Origin of the sequence: Aggregatibacter kilianii, from assembly GCF_003129965.1 — a bacterium.
GTDB classification, from domain to species: Bacteria; Pseudomonadota; Gammaproteobacteria; order Enterobacterales; family Pasteurellaceae; genus Aggregatibacter; species Aggregatibacter kilianii_A.
In genome coordinates, this window is sequence record NZ_NRCJ01000014.1 from 21,772 (window position 1) to 47,790 (window position 26,019).

Below are 26,019 nucleotides of genomic sequence, written 5' to 3' on the forward strand. Positions count from 1 at the left end.
ATTGTTATCCACTTATTCTTTCGTCCAACGTTCCACCAACTGACGTGACAATTTGCTCACGCTACCCGCACCCTGCGCCAAAATTAAATCCCCGTCCTGAATAATTTGATCGAGCACGTCACCTAATTGTTCCGTATCGGACACCAAAATCGGATCGACTTTTCCTAAATTACGAATAGAACGGCATAATGCTTTACTGTCTGCCCCCACAATCGGTGCTTCACCCGCCGGATACACATCTAACATAATCAAGGCGTCCACTTGAGACAGAACCTGCACGAAATCATCGAATAAATCGCGTGTGCGGGAATAACGGTGTGGTTGAAAAATCATCACAATGCGTTTATTTTCCCAACCTTGGCGCGCCGCTTGAATAGTCACCCCCACCTCGGTCGGATGATGACCATAATCGTCCACCAACATGACTTTGCCGTTCGGACGAATAAATTGCCCTAGCTGATCGAAACGACGCCCCGCCCCTTGGAAATCCGCCAACGCTGCTAAAATCGCTTCGTTTTTAATGCCTTCTTCTTTAGCAACTACCAAAGCCGCCGTGGCATTTAACGCATTATGGCGCCCCGGTACATTGAGCAACACATCAATACGTTCGCCGTTCGGACAAATGACTGTGTAATGTCCTTGAAAACCGGTTTGTTGATAATCTTCGATACGATAGTCGGCGCTCTCACTAAAGCCGTAAGTAATCACCTGACGTCCCACCTGCGGCACTAAGCCCATCAACACCGCATCATCGGCGCACAACACCGCTAGACCGTAAAACGGCAGATTATGCAGAAAATTCACATAAGTTTGCTTCATTTCATCAAAATTGCCGTGATAAGTGTCCATATGATCCGGCTCAATGTTGGTCACGATAGAAATCATCGGCTGCAAATGCAGGAAAGAGGCGTCGCTTTCGTCCGCCTCGGCAATCAAATAACGGCTACAACCCAAGTGCGCGTTCGTTCCCGCCGATTTCACCAACCCGCCGTTAACGAAAGTCGGATCCAAGCCCGCTTCGGCATAAATCATAGAAACCATCGCCGTCGTAGTGGTTTTACCGTGCGTACCGGCAACTGCGATACCGTGACGGAAACGCATTAATTCCGCGAGCATTTGTGCGCGCTGAATCACCGGAATACGGGCTTCTTTTGCCGCCGCTACTTCCGGATTGTCGCCGTGAATCGCGGAAGAAATCACCACCACGCTGGCACCGGCAATATTCTCCGCTTTATGTCCGATAAACACTTTCGCGCCGGCGTGCGTTAAACGTTGAGTCACCGCACTTTCGGCAATATCCGAACCGGAAATATGATACCCCTCGTTCAGTAAAATTTCCGCAATGCCGCACATGCCCGCGCCGCCGATACCGATAAAATGGATTTGCTTAACCCGGCGCATTTCCGGAATGATGTTTCTAATCTGTTGATGATAGTTATCCATTGATATTTCCTTTTTTCTGCAAGTCGGCGGAGGTAAAAAACCCCGCGAAAAACGACCGCACTTTTCTCTTTTTATTTAATTCGCCACGTCTTCAATGACGTCGGCAACCCGCTTGGCGGCTAACGGCGTTGCCATTTTTTTGGCATTTAACGCCATGGTCAATAATTTTTCACGATCTGCCAATAACGGCGCTAGCGCTTGTAATAAGCGCTCTTCGGTAAATTCCGGCTGTTCAATAATCACCGCTGCGTCCGCATCGGCTAAATATTTAGCATTCAAAAATTGCTGACGATCTTTATGTTGGAACGGCACAAAAATTGCCGGCGTACCTACTGCCGCCAATTCGCAGACCGTTAGCGCACCGGAGCGACAAATCACCAAATCCGCCCAGGCGTAGGCTTCCGCCATGTTGTCAATAAATTCGGTGGCAACGCCGTTGCGGTTTGTCTGATAAATTTCTTCAATGCCGGCTAAATTGCCTTTGCCTACCTGATGACGCACATAAATATCCAAACCTTGCGCGCTGAGCTTAGCGGCAACTTGCGGCACGGTTTGATTTAATACGCGCGCCCCTTGACTACCGCCCACCACTAAAATGCGTAAGGTTTTATCACGCGCGGCAAAGCGCACTTCCGGCGATTCCGTTTGAAATAAATCACGACGAACCGGGTTACCCACCACCTCGGCATGGGGAAAGGCGTTCGGAAAAGCTTGCAATACGCGGGCGGCGATTTTGGATAGCCAATTGTTGGTTAAGCCCGCAACGGCATTTTGTTCGTGCAACACCACCGGCACACCGCAAAGTTTTGCCGCGATGCCGCCCGGGCCGGACACATAACCGCCCATGCCTAACACAGCGTTGGGCTGATATTGTTTGATAATCTTACGCGCCTGCCACACTGCACGCAAAATAGCAAAAGGCGCCAATAATAAACTCTTGATGCCTTTGCCGCGTAAACCTGAAATTTGGATAAATTCAATGGGAATACCATGTTTGGGTACAAGTTGGGCCTCCATACGATCTTGCGTGCCCAACCAGCGGATTTCCCAGCTTTGTTGTTGTAATTCTTGTGCAACGGCAATGGCAGGAAAAACATGTCCGCCCGTTCCGCCTGCCATCACTAATAATTTTTTACCCATATCTCTTCTCTAAAAAAACACTTGAAAAAACGACCGCACTTTTTTCCGCTTAGTCATCCCGCAATCGCGCCTGACCACCCCGCATTAAGCGATTTTCATGGTCAATACGCAATAACATACCGATAGTGACGGACATGATGATAATACTGGAACCGCCATAACTGATCAGCGGGAAGGTTAAACCTTTAGTCGGCAACATACCCAGCGCCATACCCAGGTTGACGAAGCCTTGGAAGAAAATCCAAAAACTGATGCCGAATGCTAAAAAGCCTTTGAAACGTTGCTCTAATAGCAAGGATTCTCGTCCGATTTTCATGGCGCGGAAAACCAATAAACCGAGCAGAATAATGATGACTAAAATGCCGAAAAAGCCGAATTCTTCACCCACAATCGCCATCACGAAGTCGGTATGCGCTTCCGGCAAATATTCCAGTTTCAATACGGAATTGCCTAGTCCTTCGCCGAAAAAGCCACCGCGCCCGAACGCCATCAAGGAGTTGGATAATTGGAAGCCGGTGCCGTAAGGGTCTTTGAAGGGGTCCATAAAACCTGTGATACGTTTCAGTCGGTAAGCGGAAGAAAGCACCAACCACACGAACATCAGCACGCCCACGCCGATTAAGCCGATGAACTGCCAGAAATTGGCACCGACAATAAACAATAAGCCAAAGGTGATGATGAATAACACGACGGTACTACCCAGGTCAGGTTGCACCAACAGGAAACAGCCCATTAATCCCATCACCACAAAGGGCTTGAACGCACTCAATTTGCGGCTGCGCACTTCGTCGTAGCGGCGGGTGAAATAGCTGGCGAGGAAACAGGTTAAGGCGAGTTTGGCGAACTCCGCCGGTTGAAAGTTAAACAATCCCATGGGAATCCAACGTCGCGCGCCGTTGACCTCGCGCCCAATACCGGGAATCATGACAAGGAAAAGCAAAATAAGCGCGATACCGAATAATTTGACGTGCCATTTTTCCCATTTTTCCATGGAAATTTGTAGCGTAAAATAGCAGGTGACGCCGGACAGAATAATGTAAATCACATCCCGTTTGGCAAAGTAAAACGCGTCGCTGTACAATCGCGTGCCCACCGGAATGGACGCGGAAGACACCGCCAATAAGCCAATAAGTAACAGCACCAAATACAACCACAACAATGCACGATCGTATAACAAATTGGTCGGCGCCACTGTGGTCACGTTTTGACTGCTTTCTTTGAACTTATCCCAAAATCCCATGCTGCGAACCTGTTTAACTTAAACGTGCCAAACGCGTAAATTCATCGCCGCGTGCTTCAAAACAACTGAACTGATCCAAACTGGCGCACGCCGGAGATAACAACACCATATCGCCTGATTGTAACTGCGGGCGAATCGCCGTAATGGCCTGTTCCATGGTATCGAATAATTGACTTTGTGAAGCAAGTGCGGCTAATTGCTTGCCGTCGCGACCGAAACAATAGCAATGAATGTGCGGTTGATTAATTAGGCGTGCCAATTCGGCGAAATCCGCGCCTTTGCCATCGCCGCCGAGCAATAAATGCAACTTGCCCGCCACCTGTAAACCGGTTAACGCCGCCACGGTACTGCCCACATTAGTGGCTTTGGAGTCGTTAATCCAACGCACGCCGTTGGCAATATGTGCTACTTGAAAGCGGTGATCCAAGCCGCCGAACTCACGAAGTGCGGTCTGAATTCCGAGTAAATTTATGCCTGCCGCCTGTGCCAAAGCAATCGCTGCTAAGGCGTTCATGTAATTATGGCGACCGCTTAATTTCATCTCGTCGCAGGCTAAAATCCTTTCATCACGCGCCATTAAAACGGCTCTATTATTTTCGGTTTTCAGCCAATAATCCGCGTTGTTTTCGGCAAAAGCCACCTGTGTTTGCGGATGTTGGACCGTCGGCAATGTCAATGGGTCTTCCCCGTTAATGACCGCCGTTTGGCAATTTTCATAGATTTTTAATTTGGCGTTGCGATAATCCTGTAAATCCACGTAGCGGTTCATATGATCTTCGGTTACGTTTAACACCGTTGCCGTCGCGGCTTTTAGAGAATAGGTGGTTTCCAATTGGAAGCTGGACAGTTCCAACACATACAAATCATGTTGCTGATTTAATAAGGAAAGTGCGGGGATGCCGATATTGCCACCCATGCCGACGCTTAACCCGGCGGCTTTTGCCATTTCCGCCACCAAGCTGGTGACGGTGCTTTTGCCGTTGGAGCCGGTGATCGCCACGATTGGTTTATCCGCTTCACGGCAGAATAATTCGATGTCGCCGACAACTTCCACGCCAGCCAGAAGTGCGGTCTGAATTTCAGGTGTTTTGACTGCCAGTCCCGGACTGATGACAATGAGATCGCTTTCCAGCAGCCATTGTTGATTTAAGCCGCCCGTATGCAATGGGATGGCGCTGTCCAGTTGCTCTGCGCCTGCCGGATTTTTACGCGTATCAATGACGCGCACGTTCGCCTGTTTGGCGCGCAGAAAATCGACACAGGATAAGCCCGTTTTGCCTAACCCGATAACCGTGACTTTTTTATTCTGATATTGCATTGAAATTCTCTCTCAAAAACGACCGCACTTTATCGGCTTAACGCAGTTTTAAAGTAACCAATCCGATTAACACGAGCATCAAAGAAATGATCCAGAAGCGTACAATTACACGCGGCTCCGGCCAACCTTTTTTCTCGAAATGGTGATGAATCGGTGCCATGAGGAAAATGCGTTGTTTGTTACGCAGTTTGTAGGAACCCACTTGTAAAATCACAGACAGGGTTTCCATGACGAAGACGCCGCCCATGATGAGTAATAAAAATTCCTGGCGCACTAATACGGCAATCACGCCCAAGGCGCCGCCTAATGCCAATGAGCCCACATCGCCCATAAACACCTGTGCAGGGTAAGTGTTGAACCACAAGAACCCTAACCCCGCGCCGACGATAGCGGTACAGAACACCACCAATTCCGCGCTGAATTTAATGTATGGAATGTGCAAATATTCGGCGAAATTGATATTACCTGTCGCCCATGCAACCAAGGCAAATGCGCCCGCTACCAGCACCGTCGGCATAATCGCCAAGCCGTCCAAACCGTCGGTAAAATTCACCGCGTTACTGGAACCGACGATCACGAAATACGACAACACAATATAAAAGACACCGAGTTGCGGCATAAATTCTTTGAAAAACGGCACGACCAAGCGTGTGGCATCGGTGTCTTTGCCCATGGCGTACATGCCGAAAATCGCCACTAAGGCGACGACGGAAAGCCAGAAATATTTCCAACGGGCAATTAAACCGTCGGTGCTTTTGCGGGTAATTTTGCGGTAATCGTCCACAAACCCCACGGCGCCGTAGCCGAATAACACAAATAAGCTGAACCAGATATAAGGATTGCGTAAATCCGCCCATAATAAGGTGCTCACGCCGATGGCAAACAGAATCATCACGCCGCCCATGGTCGGCGTACCTTTTTTGGCGAAATGGCTTTCCGGCCCGTCATTCCGCACAACCTGACCGAACTTCAGCATTTGCAGGCGACGAATGACTTTCGGACCAATCCATAAAGAGACTAAAAGTGCGGTCAACAAGGCTAAAATGGCGCGCACGGTGATATAAGAAATAACGTGGAAACTCGAATAATATTTGGTTAAAAACTCAGCGATCCAAACTAACATAAAAAATTACCTTTTAATAAATCGATCACGTCTTCCATTTTCATACTGCGTGATCCTTTCACCAAAACAACGACTTTTTGTTGTGTTAATTGCTGTTTAATGATTGGTGTTAAATAAGCGACAAGTTCCGTTTTATCGGTAAAATGACGTCCGGAATTGACCGCACTGATGGCGGCGCTGGAACGTCCGAAAGAAAGTACCAAATCTAAATGGGCGGTATGGGCAAAATCCCCCACCTCTTGATGACAAAGTTGCGTATTATCGCCTAATTCGCCCATATCACCAACAACAAAGACACGAAAAGCGGGATATTTTTGTAATACGGAAATCGCCGACTTCATGGACCCCACATTGGCGTTATACGTGTCGTCCAATAACAAGAGGTTTTCGCAAGGTTGAACCGGGAACAAACGCCCTTTTACCAAGGACGGCGTTTCCAAACCTTTTTTTACCTGTGCTAACGTTGCGCCCACATTCATTGCCAACGCGGTCGCCGCCAAGGTGTTAGATACATTGTGTTCACCCAGATACGGGGAGTTGATTTGCACGCTGCCTTGCGGAGTGTGCAACACGAAAGACGCGCCCTGTTCGGAGAATTGAATACGTTCGGCGTAAAAATCCGCCTGCGGATTGTCATAAGCGAAATATTGTACATCGTGTTGACCGATGTCTTGCCGCCATTTTTGTTGATAGTTATGCGCCAAGTTGATGACAGCAACGCCGTCTTTCGTGAGTCCGCGAAAAATTTCGCCTTTTGCCGTCGCTACGCCTTCAATAGAACCGAAACCTTCCAAATGCGCCGCCATCACGTTATTGACTAACGCCACATCAGGTTGCGCCAAGGCGGTAGTGTAAGCAATTTCGCCGATATGATTGGCGCCCAGTTCAATGACGGCGAATTTGTGTTTTTCCGTTAAACGTAACAAGGTGAGCGGCACGCCGATGTCGTTGTTAAAGTTGCCTTGAGTAAATAAAACGTCGTCAAAATCCAGCGCACTTTGTTGCAAAATGGCGGCAGTCATCTCTTTCACGGTGGTTTTGCCGGAAGAGCCCGTCATCGCCACGACTTTCGGATTGATTTTTTCACGCAACCATTTGGCAAGCTGCCCTAGCGCAAGGCGACTGTCTTTAACGACAAGTTGGGCGATATTGTCTTCTGTCGGGTGTTCCACCACGGCAGCCACACAGCCTTGTTCGGCGGCTTTGGTAACATAATCGTGCGCATCGAAATTTTCCCCTTTCAGGGCAAAAAACAAGCCGTTACTGACCGACTTACGGCTATCCGTACTCACGCTGTCGACGGTAATATCACCATCGCCGATGAGTTGCGCCTCTAAAATGGAGGCAAGTTGTGCAAGAGATAATGTAATCATGTTGTTCTTTTAGTGAAATAAATAATGACGGGCAACTTCCTGATCGGAAAAATGATGTTTGGTTTTGCCGATGATTTGGTAATCTTCGTGCCCTTTACCGGCAATTAAAATCACGTCATTTTCCACCGCACTTTTAATGGCGGTAGCAATGGCTTCTTCGCGCTGATGAATGACCTGCACGCGTTGCGGATTGGCAAAGCCTTTTAAAATATCCGCCATGATTTTCGTATGATCTTCGGTACGTGGGTTGTCATCGGTGGCAATCACGTTATTCGCCAACTGTTCGGCGATTTTCGCCATCAGCGGACGTTTACCGCTGTCGCGATCGCCGCCGCAACCGAAAATACACCAAAGCTTACCATGGCAATGCAAACGCGCCGCCTGCAAAGCTTTTTCCAACGCATCGGGGGTATGGGCGTAATCCACGATCACCGTCGGTTTCTGCGGCGCATGAATCATTTCCATACGTCCGCATACCCCGGTGAGTTGATGCACGCTGTTGACTAAATCGGATAACGGATAGCCAAGCTCCAACAAGGTTGCCGTCACCAATAACAAATTGCTGACGTTAAAAGCGCCGATAAGCGAACTTTGTAACTCCCCACAGCCCCATGAGGATTCAAATTTAATCTTCGCGCCTTTGTGATTAAAGACGACATCCACAGCTTTTAGCCATTTGGCGTGTTGCGGAATAAAATTCGCGTTGGCACTGACGGCGACGGCACCCGGCATTTCCGCCAGCCATGCGGCTCCGACGGGGTCATCCGCATCAATAATTTGATGATGACTGTCCAACTCGGTAAACAAGCGTTTTTTCGCCGCCGCATAATTTTCCATGGTGTGATGGTAGTCCAAATGATCGCGGCTTAAATTGGTAAATACCGCTGCGCTGAAATGCACCGACTCTACGCGATGCTGCACCAACCCGTGCGAAGACACCTCAATGGCGGCAAAATCTGCGCCTTTTGCCACAAAATCTGCCAACGACGCTTGAATTTCCACTGCCGAGCCCGTTGTATTGGCAGCTTCTTTTACCTGCCCGAATAAGCCATTGCCAATGGTTCCCATCACCGCGCTGCGGTGTCCTAAAAGTTGCGTCCATTGTGCCAATAATTGCGCCGTCGTGGTTTTACCGTTGGTGCCGGTAATGCCGACTAAAGTTAAATGTTTAGAGGGATAGTGATAAAACATATCCGCAAGGCGGGATAAATTTTCACTCAATTGATAAAAAGCAATGAGAGGAACCTGTTGCTCGTAACGAACTTGGAGATGTTCTGCCGCAGAATCGGCCTCAAAAATGACCGCACTTGCACCGTTTTGTAAGGCTTGCGGAATGTATTGGCGACCATCGGCTTGGTGCCCTTTAATAGCAATAAAAAGACAGCCGGCCTTTGCAGTACGGCTGTCTAATGTCATTTCGGTTAGGTTGATGTCTTCGGCAAGATCAATCCCTAAAAGTGCGGTTAATCGGTGCATTATTTTTTCTCATCAAGTTAGTTAACGCCACTCGCTTTTTTATCGCTTAAACGCACGGTACGTTTTGCCGTTTTTTCTTGATCCAAGCCATCCGGCGCAACGTTGTTGGTGCGTAACGCATAACTCATAATGTTGGAGAATAACGGCGCAGATACCGCACCACCGTAGTATTGACCGGCTTTCGGATCGTTAATCAAAACCACCAACGCATAACGTGGATCGGAAATCGGCGCGATACCTGCGGTGTACGCCACATATTTATCCACATAACGACCGTTTTCCAATTTCTTCGCCGTACCGGTTTTCACACCCACGCGATAGCCGTCCACCATGGCGCGACCGTTTTTAATCGCCACTTTTTCCATCATATTCACCACTTCGCGGGTGACTTTTTCGGAGAATACGCGATTGCCCACAACCGGCGGATCCACTTTGGTAATGGATAACGGACGATAAATCCCGAAGCTGCCCAAAGTTACGTAGGCGCGCGCAATTTGTAACGGCGTGGCGTTAATACCATAACCATAAGCGACGTTAGCGCGTTCAATATCAGACCAACGGGCGCGGTGCGCATTTAACAAACCGGATTGTTCGCCGATTAAACCTAAATCGGTAGCTTTACCCAACCCTGCGTTTTGATAAGTTTCCATCAACGCATTCGGCGGCATACGCAATGCCAAACGGCTCACCCCGCGGTTACTGGAATGTTCCAAAATACCGTCCAAGGTTAATTTATCACGCGGCGCAACATCTCTCACTTCATGTCCGTTTAACACCAACGGACCGGTATTAATCACTTCGTCACGACGTACCGCACCACGTTGAAGTGCGGTCAAAACGACGAACGGTTTTACCGTAGAACCCGGCTCAAACGTATCGGTGATCGCGCGGTTACGCATCAATTCGGATTTCACACCGGTACGGTTATTCGGGTTGTAAGACGGCGCATTAACCATCGCCAACACCTCACCGGTACGCACATCCACCAATACGGCAGTGCCAGATTCCGCTTTGTTTTCCGCCACCGCTTTCTTAATTTCGCGATACACCATAGATTGTAATTTTTCGTCAATACTTAAGGTCACGTCCTGGGCATCGTATTTCTTCACATCGGAAATATTTTCCACGATGTTACCGAATTTATCCTTACGGTAAGTACGCAGGCCGGATTTGCCGATTAACATGGAATCAAAACTTTTTTCGATACCTTCGATACCCGTGCCGTCAATGTTGGTATAACCGATTAAATGAGCGGTTTCTTCCACTCGCGGATAGAAACGGCGCGGTTCGGCTTTCAACACGATACCGGTGATTTTTAAATCTTTTACATAGCTTGCCAACGTCGGTGAAATTTGACGGGATAAATACACAAAACGGGATTTCGGATCTTTTTCTACCCGTTTGAGTAAATTGCTGTATGAAATGCCCAAGGCTTCCGCCAGTTTTTGCCAGCGTTCTTTATCTTTCAGGGAATTTTCATCGAAAATGAATTTCGGATCGGCGACCACGGAATACATCGGCACGCTCACGGAAAGCAACTGACCGTTACGATCCAAAATCGAACCGCGCACGAACTGCACTTCCTGTTTGCGCAAGGAGCGTTTATCCGCTTCATCAATTAATGAATCGGCATTAACAATTTGAACATAAGCGGCTTGAGCGATAAGCGCAGTCAATCCCACCACAATTAAACTCAGTGCGGATAAATAACGACCTTTTAAAAAACTTCTTTCATACACCGGTTTCGGTTTATTAGGTTTTACCGAAGAACCGCTTTTAACGGAAGTTTTTGTCGTTTTCTTTGCTTTTAAAGGTTTTACCGATTTATTAAATTTCACCATTTTCATCACCTTCAGCTTTACTCAAGAATTACAACTTCTTGTTCGGGTGTTGCACGCTGCATGCCTAATTGTCTGGCAATCGCTTCAATTCGAGTGTTATCGCTTTGTGTCGCCTCTTCTAATTTTAAATTTAAAAATTCATTTTCTAATGCTTGGTGCTGAAGAACCAAGTCACCTTTTTCCGCCACCAGACTGCGGGTCTGATGGGTAATCCAAACGGTGCCGAGAGCTGTTACCACAATCAACAATAACAAGATCAGCACAAACTTATTCGACGTGAATAAGTCTTCCATAATAATGTCTTGTAGCGGGTATCTATCGTTATTTTCCAACATCAGTTAATTCTCTCGGCTATGCGTAATACGGCGCTTCGGGCTCTCGGGTTTTGGGCGATTTCGGCATCACTCGGCATAATGGCTTTACCGATCACTTTTAACGTTTGATTGCGCTGAATTTGATCTTCGCGCAACGGAAGCCCTTTCGGAATCGCTTCCCCCTGACTTTGCTTGCGCATAAATTGTTTCACCATGCGATCTTCCAGCGAGTGGAAACTGATCACGGATAAACGACCTTGCGGTGCCAACACGCTTAATGCGGCTTGTAATACTTTTTCCAACTCATCCAACTCGGCATTGATATAAATGCGAATCGCCTGAAAACTACGGGTTGCCGGATGTTTATGCTTATCTTTAAACGGCACAGCTTGCGTGATTAATTCGGCAAGTTGCGACGTTCGCGTTAAATATTCACCGCCATTTTGTACCGCACTTTTGTTGTAATCGACGATGGCTTTGGCGATGCGTTTAGCAAAACGCTCTTCACCGAAGGTTTTTAACACCCAAGCCAAATCCTGCTCGGAAACCTGTGCAAGCCATTCGGCGGCGGATTGCCCTCTTGAGCTATCCATACGCATATCTAACGGACCGTCTTTCATAAAACTGAAACCGCGTTGTGCATCATCCAATTGTGGCGAAGACACACCAAGGTCAAGCAAAATACCGTCAATTTTGCCGACTAAACCGAGTTTTTCACAAAGAGGTAAAATTTCCGAGAAAGCGCAATGTTCAATATGAAAACGCGAATCCTGAATTTTTTTTGCTTCCGCGACGGCTTGCGGATCGCGATCGATCGCAATCAACTTGCCGTTAGCCGATAATTGGGAAAGGATTAAACGGGAATGACCGCCCCGACCAAAAGTACCATCGATATAAATGCCGTTTTCTTTCAATGCCAGACCATCTACGGTTTCATGCAATAAAACCGTCAAATGTTCAGCTGAAGAAAACGTATTTAACTGCGTCATAAGTCATTACCAATGGTACATAAAAAATTTCAATGTAAAAAAGAAGAAGATAGAGCGGCGTAACCGCCGCTTATCTTTTGCTAGTGCCGCTGTTCTGTGAGTTTTCCTCTTATAATGACAGCGTTTTTAATTTTTCCGATAATGCGAAGGTATCCGTTGCACCTAATGCCATGTCTTGTTCCACCTGGGCTTGCCATTCCGCGTCACTCCAGATTTCAAACTTATTCAATTGCCCCACCAACATAATGGATTTTTCTAATTTGGCATGTTGACGCAATGGACCGCTGATTAAAATTCGACCTGCATTATCTAATTCACATTCTGTGGCATAACCTAACATTACCCGTTGAAGACTACGTTGTACGGGATCGAAGTTGGAGAGTTCAAGGAGTTTTTGTTCGATGATTTCCCATTCCTGTAACGGATAAAGCAATAAACAAGGCTGACGAATATCTACGGTACAAACCATTTGTCCTTGATTTTGTTCTAAAAGCTCGGCGCGATAGCGGGTCGGGATAGAAATTCTACCCTTCGCATCTAAATTAACCGCCGAAGCTCCACGAAACATGAATTTATTCCTTTTTTCCGTTTAATTGGTCTGAATTTGGGATTTTCTTCCAAAATTCTCCACAAAAAACCACTTTCTACCACTTTTCGCTAAGTTTATTATTTGTTTGTACAAGTTGCAAGCTGTTTCAGGATCCTCTGTGTAAAGTTTTGTATTTTTTTATCGGATCGTCTAAGTAACAGAATGAAATTAAACGTATAAAAAAACACCCTGCCAATTTTCATTAGCAGGGTGTTTTGGTTGCGTTTACCGCAAAAGTGCGGTCAAAATTTTTATTGTTTTGCGAGGTTATCCACTAACGCATCAGGATCCGGCTCACCTGAACGTTTCACCAAGGCGAAGAATAAGACAACACATACAACCGTTGTAGCAAAGCCTAAATACACAGATAACTGATAATCTAAACTAAAGCCGATTTTGTTGTAATACAAGTACGTGGCACAAACTGTGGTGATGAACCATGCAGGGATGGAAGCCACCCAGTGGAATTTATGGTAGCGGTATAAATATGCCGCAGCCGTCCATAACATCACCATCGCAGTCATTTGGTTTGCCCAAGTGAAATAGCGCCATAATACGCTGAAGTCGATAGTGGAAACAAAGAAGCCTAATACGAACAACGGCACCGCAATCAACAAACGTTTAGAAAGTGAACGTTGATCAATGTGGAAGATTTCCGCTAATTGTAAACGTGCCGCACGGAATGCCGTATCGCCGGAGGTGATTGGAAGCACCACTACGCCTAGTACCGCAAAAATACCGCCGATAAATCCAAGGAAGTGTAATGAGCTGTCATACACAACTTTAGACGGGGAACCTGCAGAAATCGCATCTTGTAATGCTTGTGGGTTTTCATAGAATGCCAAACCAACCATACACCAAATTAACGCAATGACACCTTCAGTGATCATCGCACCGTAGAAAATGAAACGACCTTCTTTTTCATTTTCTGCACAACGTGCCATTAATGGTGTTTGTGTTGCGTGGAAACCGGACAATGCACCACAGGAAATGGTTAAGAATAATAATGGCCAAATCGGAACATCACCTTTCACTTGGAAGTTTTGAGTGAATTTATCCCAAGTTAAACCTTGACCATCTGCATCGATCGTACGGAAGAATTCAATCGGATCGACCGCGCTGAAGTGTGCAGAAACCAAACCGTACACCATACCTACGGACATGAAGAGCAATAACGCACCGAAGATTGGATAAATACGACCGATAATTTTGTCGATTGGTAACAAGGTGGCAAGAATATAGTAGGCGAAAATAATCACTGTCCATACGGAAACAACCGTTGCTTTATCCATGCCCCAAACGGTTAAACCGCCGGACTCTACCGCCTGATGAACGGCCTCAACATCACCAAGTTGCAATGCCCCTTGAGAAGCGCCCATGACGTCCATAGTAATGGTCCCCATTAACTGTGCCGGGCTGGCTACGAATACCACACCGACCAATAAAAGAAGAACAAGGGCTAAAATATTAATGAAGACTTTAACCGGGCGACCTAAGAATTTACCCGCCAAATACGGCATGGTTGCGCCGCCGTGGCGAATACTTAACATCCCACAGAAATAATCATGCACCGCACCGGCAAAAATACAACCGATAACAATCCACAACATTGCCACAGGTCCATATAGCGCACCAAGAATCGGACCGAAAATCGGACCGGTACCGGCAATGTTTAATAATTGAATAAGCCAAATTTTGGTTTTGGACATTGGCATGTAATCCACGCCATCATTGAGTTGATACGCCGGCGTTTGACGTTTAGGGTTGATGACAAAAATCTTTTCGATAATTTTGCCATAAATCGCATAACCTAAAATCAACACCAAAACACAGAAGAAAAACCACAACATATGAGAATCCTACAAAGAGAACAGTTAGTTTCATGAGTCAAAAATAACCGGTTCGGGTTAATGTTTAAACGATTTACTCGAAACCGAGTAAAGCGGCGCTATTTTAGGTCTCTGTTACAATTAAGTAAACAAACTATGATCCGTCGGTTCAAAATATCTTCACAAAATGTGATATTAATCACATTTTTAACCTGAACCCAAAGTGCGGTATAAATTTCTTGTGTTTTTAGCAAAAATCGCTACATTGTGCGCCTTATGCACATGAATCACGCAAGAGAAAATTATGTTACATCGCTGCCCCGAATGCCGTAAAAAAATCAGTGAAAGCGCAGAAGCCTGCCCGAACTGCGGTTTTTCCTTTAAGCCGGAAAATCTTGGAGCCTATAAACAAAAGCTGGAAGAACGCCGATTACAGAATGAAGAAATTAATCGCAAAAGCGTTAAACTCCACCTCATTTGGGGCGCAATTTTCGCTTTAGTGTTGATTGTGGCGGGTTGGATAACCGATGGAAAATAAAAAAGGCACAAACCTGAATGTTTGCGCCATCCCAAATGAACAAAAAAATCGACTACTTCGTCATCCATTTATCATAAATTTTTTGATATTCACCATTGGCTTTAATTGTCGCCAACCCTTTATTTAGGCTTTCCTGCAAGGCTTTGTTGGATTTATTCACAGCAATGCCTGTGCCGTTACCGAAATATTTCGGATTCACCACTTTTTCACCGACAAATTGAATATCGGGTTCTTTTTTCATCATGTCCGCCAACAGCGCGGTATCGCTCAATACAATATCAACCCGTCCATTTTTCAGATCCAAAATGGCATCCTGCAAATTCACATAGGCTTTCGCGTCATATTGTTTGGTTTCCGCCAAAGTATATTGCTGAAAGGTAGAACCGTTTTGCACGCCGATATTTTTCGCCGTAGCCAAATCCCCCTTTCCTTTTAACGCCACGTAACTGGCGGAACTGTCGTAATAGGAATCAGTAAACAACACTTGTTTGGCACGCGCCTCGGTAATATCAATCGCCGACATTGCCGCATCAAAATGTTTGGCTTTCAGGCTTGGAATTAACGCATCAAAAGGCTGGGTTTTGAACTGACAAGTGGCTTGAATTTCTTTGCAAATGGCTTGTGCAATATCAATATCAAATCCGACAAGCTCCCCTTTTTCATTGGTCAATTCAAAAGGCGGATAGCTAGGCTCCGTGCCGAAAGTTAAATTCTGTGCGTTCGCTGTGATTGTTGCGCCCATTAACAAGCTGCCGAGTAGTAAGGTTTTCATCGTAATGCGTCCTCTATCTGTGTGAATAATCTGGCGGATAACTTGATGTATTTTGCTTATGATTTGATCAACATGAAAAGATATTACTTTTATTTGCATATTTATGCAATATGAAAACATAAAAAATCCCAAAGGAATTTTGGGATTTTAAAAAACACGATGAAAAACGACCGCACTTTTATAGTGCTACGCACCTTTCATATCCAATCGCTCAAAGGCAAGCACTTTGTTTTCCAGTTTACGCAACAGTAACGTCGCGATGCCGGTAATAATCAAATAAATGCCGCCTGCGATACCGTAAATGGTAAGCGCATCGTATTCCGTGCCGTAAAGCTGTCGGGCATAGCCCATAATGTCCATGATAGTAATGGTGGATGCCAATGCGGTGCCCTTAAATACCAAAATGATTTCATTGGAATAGGAAGGCAACGCACGTTTTAAGGCATACGGAATTAAAATTTTTAGTGTTTGTAAACGGCTCAATCCTAACGCGGCGCAGCTTTCCCATTGTCCTTTCGGAATGGCTTTGACCGCACCGTGAAATAATTGAGTGGAATACGCCGCACTGTTTAATGCTAACGCTAACGCCGCACAAAACCAAGCGTTAGAAAGCACAGACCACAACGGGCCGTCCACAATCCACTGAAATTGTCCCGGACTGGAATAAATCAGAAAGAACTGCACCAATAAAGGCGTACCGGTGAATAAAGTAAGGTATAAATTGACCGCACTTTTTACCGCTTTATTGCCAACGGAAAGCAACACCGTAAGCAATAACGCCAACACAAAGGCGATCGCCAATGAAACCACGGTTAATAACAAACTGGTGGGAATGCCCTGTGCAATAACGCTTAAATATTCTTGAAACATGATTACACTTCCCTTTCAAAGCGCGTAAAACGCAGTTCTAATTTACGGATGCCCACTTGACTCACTAAAGTCACCAAGAGATAAATCAACGCCGCAATGCCGTACCAAGTGAAAGGCTGATGCGTATTGGTGTTAATTAACTGCGCCTGACGCATAATGTCATCCACGCCGATTAAAGAAATTAACGCCGTATCTTTCAGCAGCACCAACCATTGATTGCTCAATCCCGGCAGCGCGTGGCGCCACACTTGCGGCATAATGATATGAATGAAAGTATAACCTTTACTCAGCCCCAATGCCGCACCGGATTCCCACTGTCCTTTAGCAATTGCTTGAATCGCCCCGCGCAAGGTTTGCGAGGCATACGCGGCGAAAATTAAAGATAACGCAAACACGCCGCAACCGAACGCACCGAATTCAATGTACTCGCCGGTAATCAACTCAACAAGTTCGCTGGAACCAAAGTACACCAATAACACAACCAGAATTTCCGGCAATCCACGTAACAAGGCAACAAACACCGCCATCGGTTTTCCCACAAAGCGATTCGCTTCCAGCATGGCAAATACCATGCCCAGAATAAGCCCCAGTACTAACGAGCAAACCGCAAGCCCTAACGTCATCAGGGCTGCGGTCAGCATTAAAGAAAAATAATCGGAAAACATAAGATTATTTGGTCATCCATTTATCATAGATTTTTTGATATTCGCCGCTGGCTTTAATCGCCGCCAAACCTTTGTTGAGGCTTTCTGCAAGTTCTTTATTGGACTTGTTCATGGCGATACCCAAACCGTTGCCGAAATATTTTTTGTTAGTGACTTTATCGCCGACAAACTGAATTTCAGGTTCTTTGGAAATCATGTCTGCCAGCACGGCGGTGTCGCCGAAAATAATGTCAATACGCCCATTTTTTAAGTCTAAAATCGCGTCCTGCAAGCTGGCATAAGATTTCGGCGCATATTGTTTGGTTTCGGCAACCGTATATTGTTGGAACGTTGTGCCGTTTTGCACGCCAACGTTTTTCGCGCTTTCTAAAGTCGCTTTGCCTTTCAACGCTACGTAACTTGCCGTGCTGTCGTAATACGGATCAGAGAACAACACTTGTTTCGCGCGCGCTTCGGTAATATCCATGGCAGAAATTGCCGCATCAAAACGTTTTGATCTCAAGTTAGTAATCAACGAATCAAAAGCCTCGCCTTTGAAATGACAGGTCGTTTGGATTTCTTTACAGATAGCGTTGGCAATATCCACATCAAAACCAATAATCTCACCTTTTTCATTCGTGGATTCAAACGGTGGGTAACTTGGTTCCATGGCAAAGGTTAAATCCTGTGCATTGGCTGCTACGGCAGAACCCAATAAAATCGCGCTTAACAGTAATTTTTTCATGTTATTTCTCCTACTCAAGGTTAAATATTGTGTGATAGATATTGTTTAAGTTGTTCCGTTTTCGGTTGCTCGAAGCAGGTTTTATCACCGATTTCCACGATATGCCCCTGTTCCATGTACACTACTTTCGTCGCCACTTTTTTCGCCACATTCACTTCATGGGTCACAATCACTTGGGTAATCCCCGTTTGTTGCAATTCTTCAATAATGGAAACGATTTGTGCGGTAATTTCCGGATCCAGCGCCGCCGTCGGTTCGTCAAATAGCAACACTTGCGGTTTCATCATTAACGCGCGGGCAATTGCCACGCGTTGTTGCTGCCCACCGGACAAATGCAACGGAAAACGCTCGGCGAACTCTTCTAAACGTAAACGTTGCAATAACTCCAACGCTTGTTGCTTGGCTTCCGTTTCGCTCACGCCCAGAATTTTCATGGGTGCTTCAATGAGATTTTGCAACACCGTCATGTGCGGCCACAGATTGTATTGCTGGAACACCATGCCCACATCGCGGCGTAGCTGACGAAGTTGCTTCGGATCATTACCAAAAGACAAGTCAAACTGATTATTGGCAATGCTTAATTTTCCCGATTGCGGCACTTCCAATAAATTCAGAGTACGAATCAAGGTGCTTTTCCCCGCGCCGCTCGGCCCTAGCAACACCACCACATCACCGTCATCGGCGGTTAAGTTAATATCAAACAAGGCTTGGTTCGCGCCATAAAAAAAATTTAAATTTTCAACACTGATTGTCATTCTTCACTACTTCTCTACATCAATAACGTAAAATTGAAAACATATTATGCTTTTATGAATAATTATGCAACTTAATCTTATAAAAAAATCCCATGTGATTTGGGATTTTTAAAAACATTGTTAAAAATGACCGCACTTTTATTCCTTTTTCGCCATTTCAAATTCAATTAGCATCATCAAAATATGAATGACTTTAATATGGATTTCCTGAATACGATCCGCATAACGGAAATGCGGCACGCGAATTTCCACATCGGCAAGCCCTGCCATTTTGCCGCCGTCTTTGCCGGTCATGGCAATCACTTTCATGCCTTTCGCTTTCGCAGCTTCAATCGCATTCAACACATTTTTAGAATTACCTGAAGTAGATAAACCGAATAATACATCGCCTTTTTGCCCAACCGCTTCCACATAACGAGAGAACACATAGTCGTAACCGAAATCGTTACTTACACAGCTTAAATGGCTCACATCGGAAATGGCGATGGCCGGATAACCCGGACGATTTTCACGGTAGCGACCGGTTAATTCTTCCGCAAAGTGCATGGCATCACAGTGTGAACCGCCGTTACCGCAAGACAACACCTTGCCGCCTTGTTTGAAGCTGTCGGAAATCAATAACGCCGCTTGTTGAATCAGTTTAATGTTGTTGTCATCAGATAAAAATTTGTTTAATACATCCGCCGCTTCGGTAAGCTCGGCTTTGATTTGATCGAAATACATTAGGTTCTCCTTTATAAAATGATGAATTGCGCGCCATTATAACCAAAGTGCGGTATGTTTTTTAAGTATTTTAAAAACATGTCGAAAAACCACCGCACTTTTCATTTAAAAACCATACTTAGCCATCACTTCGGCTTCCGTTAATTTCGGCACATCATTTTTCAATTCATAGAATGCGGGTTTTCTGTCAATAAAGATTTCATCTTCTAGCTTAAAATCCGTTTGAGCAGAAAACAACCCGGCAGAAATTTCATAGCTTTGAGAACCAAGCAAATGATAATAAAGATGTGAACCGCAGTGCTTGCAAAACGCGCGTTCCGCCCACTCGGAGGATTGATAACGGGTAATATGTTCATTACCTTCAACCTCTATTTCCTCGCAGTGAAAAGCAAATAAAGGACCGCCGTTCCAACGCTGACACATATTACAATGACAGGCGTGAACGCTTTTATTTTGTGGTACGGTAATGGAAACCGCTCCGCATAAACATTGACCTTCCATAATATTTCTCCTCATTTTTAGTTCTAAACTCAATCTTTAACCGAGATACATCATTCTCTTTAGCGCGAAGTTAATTCCCGTACTAAATCCATCACAAATTCTAACCGCACTTTATTATCCGTTAAGTCTTTGCTGAAACGGAATTTATGCGGGCCGTCGAAACGATAAACGGCGGGGTTGCGTTGAATTAATTGTAAAAAGATCATCGGGTCTAAATCGGCGTTCGGGGCGAATTCGATGAAACCGCCTTGAGCGTTGGCATCCAAGCGAATCACATTGAGCGGTTTTAAATCCAGACGCAACTGTGCAATTTGCAATAAGTTTCGGGTGGCTTGCGGGAGCGTACCGAAGCGATCGATAAGCTCCACTTTCAATTCGTCCAAAGCTTCGGTATTTTCCGCGCCGGCAATGCGTTTATAGAAAGACAAACGCATATTCACATCGCCCAAATAATCCTCCGGCAGTAACGACGGCACGCGTAAATCAATTTCCGTTTGTTGCTGCGTCAGTTCGTCGAGAGACGGTTCGCGCCCTTCTTTTAAGGCTTTCACGGCGCGCTCTAACAATTCCATATAAAGGGAAAAACCGATGCTTTCAATTTGTCCGCTTTGCTCGTTGCCCAGCAATTCACCCGCGCCGCGAATTTCTAAATCGTGTGTCGCTAAAATAAAACCTGCGCCAAGATTGTCAAGGCTTTCCAAAGCTTCCAGCCGTTTTTGCGCGTCTTTGGTCATCAATTTCGGCGGCGGTGTGAGCAAATACGCATAGGCTTGGTGATGAGAACGCCCCACCCGTCCGCGCAATTGGTGCAACTGTGCCAAACCGAAATTATCGGCGCGTTCGATAATAATGGTATTCGCCGTTGGCACGTCAATGCCCGTTTCAATAATGGTAGAACACACCAACACGTTATAACGTTGATGATAAAAATCCGACATCACGCGTTCCAACTCACGCTCGCGCATTTGTCCGTGCCCGACGGTGACGCGTGCTTCCGGCACAAGTGCGGTCAGTTTTTCCGCCGTATTTTCAATACTCGCCACATCGTTATGCAAATAATACACCTGCCCGCCGCGTAGAATTTCACGCAAAATCGCCTCGCGAATCACCAATTCGTCCGTTTGACGCACAAAGGTTTTAATCGTCAGACGACGCGCCGGCGGGGTGGAAATAATGGAAAGATCGCGAATGCCGTTCATTGCCATGTTTAAGGTGCGGGGAATCGGCGTGGCGGTAAGCGTGAGAATATCAATGTTGGCGCGCAATTGTTTCATTTTTTCTTTTTGGCGCACGCCGAAACGGTGTTCTTCGTCAATAATCAATAAGCCGAGATCGTGGAATTGCACGTCACTTTGGATAATTTTGTGCGTACCGATGAGAATATCCACTTTGCCTTCGGCTAAATCCTGCACCACCTGCTTTTGCTCTTTAGCGGTTTTAAAACGGGACAGCATTTCTACGTTCACCGGTAAATTGGCGAAGCGGTCTTTGAAATTGTCGAAATGCTGCTGCGCGAGCAAGGTGGTCGGCACCAACACGGCGACCTGTTTATGATTCATCACCGCCAAAAATGCCGCGCGCATCGCCACTTCCGTTTTGCCGAAGCCCACATCGCCGCACACCAAGCGGTCCATGGCTTTCGGTTGAGCCATATCGGAAATCACGGCATTGATCGCCATGAGCTGATCGTGGGTTTCTTCAAACGGGAAGGTAGCGGAGAATTGTTGGAATTCCTCGCGATCATAGTGAAATGCAAAACCTTTTTGCGCCTCCCGTTGGGCGTACACATCCAGCAATTCTGCCGCCACATCACGGATTTTCTCGGCGGCTTTGCTTCGCGCTTTGCCCCAGGCTTCGGAACCTAATTTGTGTAGCGGCGCGGTTTCATCGGAACCGCCCACATAGCGACTAATTAAATGTAACGACGCCACCGGCACATAGAGTTTTGAGTCGTTGGCGTAATTGAGCAACAAATACTCCGCTTTGATGCCGCCATTTTCCAGCGTCACCAAGCCGCCGTAGCGCCCCACACCGTGATCCAAATGCACCACGGGTTGCCCGATTTGCAGTTCGGCAAGATTGCGAATCAAGGTGTCGGGATTGACGGTACGGGATTTATCGCGCTGCCGCTGTTGCACCCGTTCGCCGAGCAATTCCGCCTCGCAAATAATGGCAAGCGGCGTATCCTGTTCAATAATAAAACCATGCTCAAGCGGACTGACCATTAAGGCAAATTTTTCTTCCCTCACCTGCGTCAACATATGCACTTGCTTTGGTTTAAGCTTTAACGGCGCAAGCAGGCTTAACAAGGTTTCGCGCCGCCCTTCCGTTTCCACGACAAATAAAATATCGCCCTTAAAATGTTCGATAAATTGACGTAGCTGATGTAAGGGTTCTTTTTGTTGCGATTGAATGGTTAGCGGCGGCAAAGGCGCAACGCCCAAATTTTTCTGCCGCGCAGACGACCGCACTTTTTCCGCTTTGAAGGTGATGGCGGGATACTGTTTTAAATAACGATTGACCTCATCAATGCGCAACCACAGTTTATCGGGCGATAACAACGGACGCATCGGGTCCACACGACGGCTTTCAAAACGCTGTTCCGTATCGGCATAAAAACGCTCGCCCTGCGCCTGATGTTGCTCGCCGGTAATAAACAAGGTATTCGCCGGAAAATAGTCAAATAAGGTCGCCATTTGCTCAAAAAATAGCGGCTGCCAATATTCAATCCCCGCCGCCAGCGTGCCTTTGCTGACCTGCTGATAAATATGTTCCGGATCCCGTCGAATTTCGCCGAATGCCGCGCGAAATTGACTGCGGAAAAACTCAATGCCGTGGCTATCCGTCGGAAATTCGTGCGCCGGCAACAAATTGATTTGCTCGATTTCCTGCAAGGTGCGTTGGGTGTCCACGTCAAAGGTACGAATGGAATCAATTTCATCGTCGAAAAAATCTAGGCGAAAAGGCACCGCACTTCCCATCGGGAATAAATCTAACAAGGCGCCACGCACGGCATATTCGCCGTGCTCCAGCACTTGCTCCACCGCGCGATAACCGGCCTTTTCCAGTTGCAGTCGAAGGGTTTCAATGACGAAACGATCGCCTTTGTTAATCAGCAACACATTATGTTGCAAATAAGACGGCGGGCAGACCCGTTGCATTAAGGTGGCGACCGGCAAAATGAAAATGCCCTGTTTGCGTTGTTGCAAGTGAAACAAGGCGCTCAGACGCGCGGAAATAATATCTTGGTGAGGCGAAAAGCTGTCATAAGGCAGGGTTTCCCAATCGGGGAAAAAGGTGACGTTTCGCGCTAAGTTAGCGGGCGAGAGCTGCTTTAATTCTTTCTCCAAACGCACCGCACTTCGGGTGTCATTGGTCACTACCACGGTTAAACCGTCGAACTGTGAGGCAATTTCGCTCACGGCAAGGCTGTCTGCGCCGGGCAGCATATTGGCTAAAATTTTATGATCATTCGCTTGGGTCGGAATGTCGATGTGAAAAAATGGAGTTTGCATAAAACGACAATGTTATTTAAGAAAAAAATTGTCGCTAGTGTAGCTCAAACGCGGAGGGATTGCCAATAAAAGTCTGTATAAAAAAACAGTGTTAAGTCTAGGGTAACAAGTTACCCTAGGGGATAAATCTTAATGAGTGCTTTCCTCTTTCTTCGTGTCTTTTTCCTTCGGTTCCGGATCTTCATCAAATCTCACCACCGGCACGCAACCGCGGCAAGTGCCTTGATCGATACCCGCCTCTTTACAGAAATCGGAATAGGCTTCCCAGGCGCGTTTAATCCAACCTTTTTTTGCTTCTTCGCTCATGTTTGTCTCCTTAGTTTTGCTGTTATTTTAGGTTGTTAATAGATTGTTATCATAAGAAGACGAAATTTTTTTGCAACCACTTCTTAACTTCCAAACGACAATTTTCTAACCACGTTTTTTGATTCGGTCTTTTTTGCGGTTGTTTGCAATAATCCGCCAGCAACGGGAAATGTTGCCCCCCTGCCAATTTGATTAAACGCCGAATGGACGGCAGTGCGGAAGACAGTGGCAGGAAAAAATCGGCGAAATCCCTTAAACGTCGCCAATCCGTATCATCCGGCGTCCAATCGGTTTCCCTCGCCACAAATTGCGCCGCCAGCGGATGTAAAGAAAGAGGCAAATTACGCTGAAATTGTCGTTCTGCCTGTTGCACTAACGCCTGCCCTCGGGCATTCAACGGACACAACGCTACCACGGAATAACAACCGCTGCTGACTTCTTTGCTTTCGCTGAAATGCACTAAAATAAAACCGCACTTTTGCCAGAATACCAGCAGTTCGGGCGTATAACCGAAACTCACGGAAAGAAAATCCGTCGCGCTTTGCTGTTTCACCTGCGCAATTAAACGCTGCCCCAAGCCATGTTGTTGCCAGTTGGGCTGCACGGCGATACGGGTAATGCGCAGGGAACGCCATTTACAAGCTTCTTCCAATCCCGCCTGGAAACACAGCATTTGCGCCACCAAATTGCCGCGCGGACGGCGTTGTCCCCGTCGAATTTGGCGGATTAACGCTTTATCTTCCAGCCCGCCTTCCGGCACCGCCCATACGCAACCGAGCAAGGTTTCTTGCGCTTCGGCAAGATAAAATTGTTGGTGCGGTGCATCCAGTAAACGGCGCAAATCCAGCGGCGAGGTGCGGTAATGAGCTAAAGTTAGCAGTCCGTAAACCGCCTCAATTTGATGGCGGGGAATGGCTGTTTGAGAAGAAATCTGAATTTGTTCGGCGAATTCAGCATCGTACAGCGGCTGCGGCAGGCGATCTTCGCAATCACAGAGCAGCAATTCGTCAATAAAGCGTTCCAATTTATCGTCCGCCCGCCAACGCAGGGGCGTAAACAATTCAACGTGATGAAAAGTGCGGTTGTTTTTTGCCATGAATTTTAATAGGAAGCCTCTGCCCGAGCCTTCGTAACTGTGGATCGTGGTCGTCAGCACAAGGCGTTTAAAAGCGCGCGTTAACGAAAACAACACAGCTAGTGGAATCATCGCCGCTTCATCAATAAACAAGCAATGATCGGCAAATTGCTGCGGGTTTTCCTCAACCTGCCGACGCAATTCGTCAGGCGGCATAAAGGCAATATCCGCGCCCGCAAATTCATTGAAAATATTAACCGCACTTTTATTCGGCGCGGTGAGCATAACGGGCTGATTTTGCGCTAACTGTTGTTTGGCAAACATCCCCGCCAACGCAGATTTTCCCCGCCCGCGCTTTGCCGTGACGATAAAAATGTCCGCATCGGATTGCGCCATTTGTCGCAATAGCGTGGCTTGTTCTAACGTCGGTTTAACATCGGTTGAAAGGCTTTGGGGAGGCATCGGCAAAGCTAGATTCAACGGCATTGCCTGATAAATCGGGAAGCCGTATTGCTCAATTTTTTCCTGTAAAAAAGCCACAAAGTGCGGTGTGTTTATGGGGTGTTTTTCGCCCGACCAACGAAGGCTGTCATCGTCAGGTTGCGCGGCTAAATCCTGCCAATGGCTGAATAGTAATAACAGCACGCCCCCTTCTTGCAATGTACCGGCGGCAATGGCAAGGGCATCTAAATTGACGCCTTGACGCGCGTCGTAAATGATAGTGGGGAATTCACTGCCAAGCAGATTTTTACTTTTGCTAAACGGGAAATGCGCTTGAGAAGAAAAAAGTGGCGAAACGCCGCCAATATAGACCGCACTTTTGAGTACAGAAAGGCTTTCTGTTTGGCGCGCCAATGCAACATCATCACCAACCAAAAGGATTAATTGCCGCGCCATTTC

The 26,019-nt window shown here is 46.5% G+C and carries 23 protein-coding genes; 1 reads left to right on the forward strand and 22 read right to left on the reverse strand.

The genetic code is table 11. From position 1 onward, the window contains the following. Positions 1-12: 12 nt before the first annotated feature. The 12 genes from murC to DK430_RS10690 all read right to left on the reverse strand — a co-directional run bounded on the left by murC (position 13) and on the right by DK430_RS10690 (position 14,696). On the reverse strand, positions 13-1,443 hold the full coding sequence (murC, locus tag DK430_RS10635; protein ID WP_109079039.1) for a UDP-N-acetylmuramate--L-alanine ligase: 1,431 nt from the start codon (positions 1,441-1,443) through the stop codon (positions 13-15). Between the two features lie 75 nt (positions 1,444-1,518). Beyond that, positions 1,519-2,583, reverse strand: a complete 1,065-nt coding sequence (gene murG / locus DK430_RS10640) for an undecaprenyldiphospho-muramoylpentapeptide beta-N-acetylglucosaminyltransferase (protein WP_109079040.1) — start codon at positions 2,581-2,583, stop codon at positions 1,519-1,521. A gap of 49 nt (positions 2,584-2,632) precedes the next feature. Beyond that, positions 2,633-3,823, reverse strand: a complete 1,191-nt coding sequence (gene ftsW, locus DK430_RS10645; RefSeq protein WP_109079041.1) for a putative lipid II flippase FtsW — start codon at positions 3,821-3,823, stop codon at positions 2,633-2,635. Positions 3,824-3,836: 13 nt separating this feature from the next. Further along, complete coding sequence (gene murD / locus DK430_RS10650) at positions 3,837-5,141, reverse strand: UDP-N-acetylmuramoyl-L-alanine--D-glutamate ligase (protein WP_109079042.1); 1,305 nt, start codon at positions 5,139-5,141, stop codon at positions 3,837-3,839. Between the two features lie 37 nt (positions 5,142-5,178). Then, positions 5,179-6,264: a phospho-N-acetylmuramoyl-pentapeptide-transferase gene (mraY, locus tag DK430_RS10655; RefSeq protein WP_109079043.1), complete on the reverse strand. Its 1,086-nt coding sequence runs from the start codon at positions 6,262-6,264 to the stop codon at positions 5,179-5,181. Then, positions 6,258-7,637 (reverse strand): UDP-N-acetylmuramoyl-tripeptide--D-alanyl-D-alanine ligase, encoded by a 1,380-nt coding sequence (murF, locus tag DK430_RS10660; RefSeq protein WP_109079044.1) that lies wholly within the window; start codon positions 7,635-7,637, stop codon positions 6,258-6,260. The genes mraY and murF overlap by 7 nt, the downstream gene beginning before the upstream one ends. A gap of 9 nt (positions 7,638-7,646) precedes the next feature. After that, a complete protein-coding gene (murE, locus tag DK430_RS10665; RefSeq protein WP_109079045.1) occupies positions 7,647-9,113 on the reverse strand; it encodes a UDP-N-acetylmuramoyl-L-alanyl-D-glutamate--2,6-diaminopimelate ligase in 1,467 nt (488 codons plus the stop codon). A gap of 17 nt (positions 9,114-9,130) precedes the next feature. Continuing rightward, entirely contained in the window at positions 9,131-10,954 is a 1,824-nt protein-coding gene (locus DK430_RS10670; protein ID WP_109079046.1) for a penicillin-binding transpeptidase domain-containing protein, read from the reverse strand. Positions 10,955-10,971: 17 nt separating this feature from the next. Beyond that, on the reverse strand, positions 10,972-11,289 hold the full coding sequence (gene ftsL, locus DK430_RS10675) for a cell division protein FtsL (RefSeq protein WP_109079047.1): 318 nt from the start codon (positions 11,287-11,289) through the stop codon (positions 10,972-10,974). Next, the gene (rsmH, locus tag DK430_RS10680; RefSeq protein ID WP_109079048.1) at positions 11,289-12,257 is read right to left on the reverse strand and encodes a 16S rRNA (cytosine(1402)-N(4))-methyltransferase RsmH; all 969 of its coding nucleotides are present in this window, start codon (positions 12,255-12,257) and stop codon (positions 11,289-11,291) included. Before rsmH ends, ftsL begins: the two co-directional genes overlap by 1 nt. A gap of 109 nt (positions 12,258-12,366) precedes the next feature. Then, complete coding sequence (mraZ, locus tag DK430_RS10685) at positions 12,367-12,825, reverse strand: division/cell wall cluster transcriptional repressor MraZ (RefSeq protein WP_109079049.1); 459 nt, start codon at positions 12,823-12,825, stop codon at positions 12,367-12,369. A gap of 272 nt (positions 12,826-13,097) precedes the next feature. Next, the gene (locus DK430_RS10690; protein ID WP_109079050.1) at positions 13,098-14,696 is read right to left on the reverse strand and encodes a carbon starvation CstA family protein; all 1,599 of its coding nucleotides are present in this window, start codon (positions 14,694-14,696) and stop codon (positions 13,098-13,100) included. A 280-nt stretch (positions 14,697-14,976) separates the two neighbouring features. Between DK430_RS10690 and DK430_RS10695 the strand changes: the two genes are divergently transcribed. After that, positions 14,977-15,213 carry a zinc ribbon domain-containing protein gene (locus DK430_RS10695; protein WP_109079051.1) on the forward strand — a complete coding sequence of 79 codons (237 nt, stop codon included), beginning with the start codon at positions 14,977-14,979 and terminating at the stop codon, positions 15,211-15,213. A gap of 52 nt (positions 15,214-15,265) precedes the next feature. Here DK430_RS10695 and DK430_RS10700 read toward each other — a convergent pair whose 3' ends face one another. The 10 genes from DK430_RS10700 to DK430_RS10740 all read right to left on the reverse strand — a co-directional run bounded on the left by DK430_RS10700 (position 15,266) and on the right by DK430_RS10740 (position 26,016). Then, positions 15,266-15,985 (reverse strand): lysine/arginine/ornithine ABC transporter substrate-binding protein, encoded by a 720-nt coding sequence (locus DK430_RS10700; protein ID WP_109079052.1) that lies wholly within the window; start codon positions 15,983-15,985, stop codon positions 15,266-15,268. Between the two features lie 186 nt (positions 15,986-16,171). Further along, on the reverse strand, positions 16,172-16,855 hold the full coding sequence (gene artM / locus DK430_RS10705) for an arginine ABC transporter permease ArtM (protein WP_109079053.1): 684 nt from the start codon (positions 16,853-16,855) through the stop codon (positions 16,172-16,174). Between the two features lie 2 nt (positions 16,856-16,857). Next, the gene (gene artQ, locus DK430_RS10710) at positions 16,858-17,520 is read right to left on the reverse strand and encodes an arginine ABC transporter permease ArtQ (protein WP_109079054.1); all 663 of its coding nucleotides are present in this window, start codon (positions 17,518-17,520) and stop codon (positions 16,858-16,860) included. Positions 17,521-17,524: 4 nt separating this feature from the next. Further along, complete coding sequence (locus DK430_RS10715) at positions 17,525-18,244, reverse strand: lysine/arginine/ornithine ABC transporter substrate-binding protein (protein WP_109079055.1); 720 nt, start codon at positions 18,242-18,244, stop codon at positions 17,525-17,527. 20 nt (positions 18,245-18,264) lie between these two features. Next, positions 18,265-18,999 carry an arginine ABC transporter ATP-binding protein ArtP gene (artP, locus tag DK430_RS10720; protein ID WP_109079056.1) on the reverse strand — a complete coding sequence of 245 codons (735 nt, stop codon included), beginning with the start codon at positions 18,997-18,999 and terminating at the stop codon, positions 18,265-18,267. Positions 19,000-19,137: 138 nt separating this feature from the next. Further along, positions 19,138-19,722 carry a D-sedoheptulose 7-phosphate isomerase gene (gene lpcA, locus DK430_RS10725; protein ID WP_109079057.1) on the reverse strand — a complete coding sequence of 195 codons (585 nt, stop codon included), beginning with the start codon at positions 19,720-19,722 and terminating at the stop codon, positions 19,138-19,140. Between the two features lie 105 nt (positions 19,723-19,827). Beyond that, complete coding sequence (locus tag DK430_RS10730) at positions 19,828-20,223, reverse strand: GFA family protein (RefSeq protein WP_109079058.1); 396 nt, start codon at positions 20,221-20,223, stop codon at positions 19,828-19,830. A gap of 59 nt (positions 20,224-20,282) precedes the next feature. Further along, complete coding sequence (gene mfd, locus DK430_RS10735) at positions 20,283-23,738, reverse strand: transcription-repair coupling factor (RefSeq protein WP_109079059.1); 3,456 nt, start codon at positions 23,736-23,738, stop codon at positions 20,283-20,285. 129 nt (positions 23,739-23,867) lie between these two features. Then, positions 23,868-24,044, reverse strand: a complete 177-nt coding sequence (locus DK430_RS13220; protein ID WP_162616838.1) for a DUF5363 domain-containing protein — start codon at positions 24,042-24,044, stop codon at positions 23,868-23,870. A 49-nt stretch (positions 24,045-24,093) separates the two neighbouring features. Beyond that, the gene (locus tag DK430_RS10740; RefSeq protein WP_109079060.1) at positions 24,094-26,016 is read right to left on the reverse strand and encodes a tRNA(Met) cytidine acetyltransferase TmcA; all 1,923 of its coding nucleotides are present in this window, start codon (positions 26,014-26,016) and stop codon (positions 24,094-24,096) included. Between the last annotated feature and the right edge of the window lie 3 nt (positions 26,017-26,019).

What these genes read in the sequence shown, in the direction of transcription:
- murC (WP_109079039.1), bottom strand. Translation starts at nt 1,443, where the DNA reads ATGGATAACTATCATCAACAGATTAGAAACATCATTCCGGAAATGCGC.
- murG (WP_109079040.1), bottom strand. Translation starts at nt 2,583, where the DNA reads ATGGGTAAAAAATTATTAGTGATGGCAGGCGGAACGGGCGGACATGTT.
- ftsW (WP_109079041.1), bottom strand. Translation starts at nt 3,823, where the DNA reads ATGGGATTTTGGGATAAGTTCAAAGAAAGCAGTCAAAACGTGACCACA.
- murD (WP_109079042.1), bottom strand. Translation starts at nt 5,141, where the DNA reads ATGCAATATCAGAATAAAAAAGTCACGGTTATCGGGTTAGGCAAAACG.
- mraY (WP_109079043.1), bottom strand. Translation starts at nt 6,264, where the DNA reads ATGTTAGTTTGGATCGCTGAGTTTTTAACCAAATATTATTCGAGTTTC.
- murF (WP_109079044.1), bottom strand. Translation starts at nt 7,637, where the DNA reads ATGATTACATTATCTCTTGCACAACTTGCCTCCATTTTAGAGGCGCAA.
- murE (WP_109079045.1), bottom strand. Translation starts at nt 9,113, where the DNA reads ATGCACCGATTAACCGCACTTTTAGGGATTGATCTTGCCGAAGACATC.
- DK430_RS10670 (WP_109079046.1), bottom strand. Translation starts at nt 10,954, where the DNA reads ATGGTGAAATTTAATAAATCGGTAAAACCTTTAAAAGCAAAGAAAACG.
- ftsL (WP_109079047.1), bottom strand. Translation starts at nt 11,289, where the DNA reads ATGTTGGAAAATAACGATAGATACCCGCTACAAGACATTATTATGGAA.
- rsmH (WP_109079048.1), bottom strand. Translation starts at nt 12,257, where the DNA reads ATGACGCAGTTAAATACGTTTTCTTCAGCTGAACATTTGACGGTTTTA.
- mraZ (WP_109079049.1), bottom strand. Translation starts at nt 12,825, where the DNA reads ATGTTTCGTGGAGCTTCGGCGGTTAATTTAGATGCGAAGGGTAGAATT.
- DK430_RS10690 (WP_109079050.1), bottom strand. Translation starts at nt 14,696, where the DNA reads ATGTTGTGGTTTTTCTTCTGTGTTTTGGTGTTGATTTTAGGTTATGCG.
- DK430_RS10700 (WP_109079052.1), bottom strand. Translation starts at nt 15,985, where the DNA reads ATGAAAACCTTACTACTCGGCAGCTTGTTAATGGGCGCAACAATCACA.
- artM (WP_109079053.1), bottom strand. Translation starts at nt 16,855, where the DNA reads ATGTTTCAAGAATATTTAAGCGTTATTGCACAGGGCATTCCCACCAGT.
- artQ (WP_109079054.1), bottom strand. Translation starts at nt 17,520, where the DNA reads ATGTTTTCCGATTATTTTTCTTTAATGCTGACCGCAGCCCTGATGACG.
- DK430_RS10715 (WP_109079055.1), bottom strand. Translation starts at nt 18,244, where the DNA reads ATGAAAAAATTACTGTTAAGCGCGATTTTATTGGGTTCTGCCGTAGCA.
- artP (WP_109079056.1), bottom strand. Translation starts at nt 18,999, where the DNA reads ATGACAATCAGTGTTGAAAATTTAAATTTTTTTTATGGCGCGAACCAA.
- lpcA (WP_109079057.1), bottom strand. Translation starts at nt 19,722, where the DNA reads ATGTATTTCGATCAAATCAAAGCCGAGCTTACCGAAGCGGCGGATGTA.
- DK430_RS10730 (WP_109079058.1), bottom strand. Translation starts at nt 20,223, where the DNA reads ATGGAAGGTCAATGTTTATGCGGAGCGGTTTCCATTACCGTACCACAA.
- mfd (WP_109079059.1), bottom strand. Translation starts at nt 23,738, where the DNA reads ATGCAAACTCCATTTTTTCACATCGACATTCCGACCCAAGCGAATGAT.
- DK430_RS13220 (WP_162616838.1), bottom strand. Translation starts at nt 24,044, where the DNA reads ATGAGCGAAGAAGCAAAAAAAGGTTGGATTAAACGCGCCTGGGAAGCC.
- DK430_RS10740 (WP_109079060.1), bottom strand. Translation starts at nt 26,016, where the DNA reads ATGGCGCGGCAATTAATCCTTTTGGTTGGTGATGATGTTGCATTGGCG.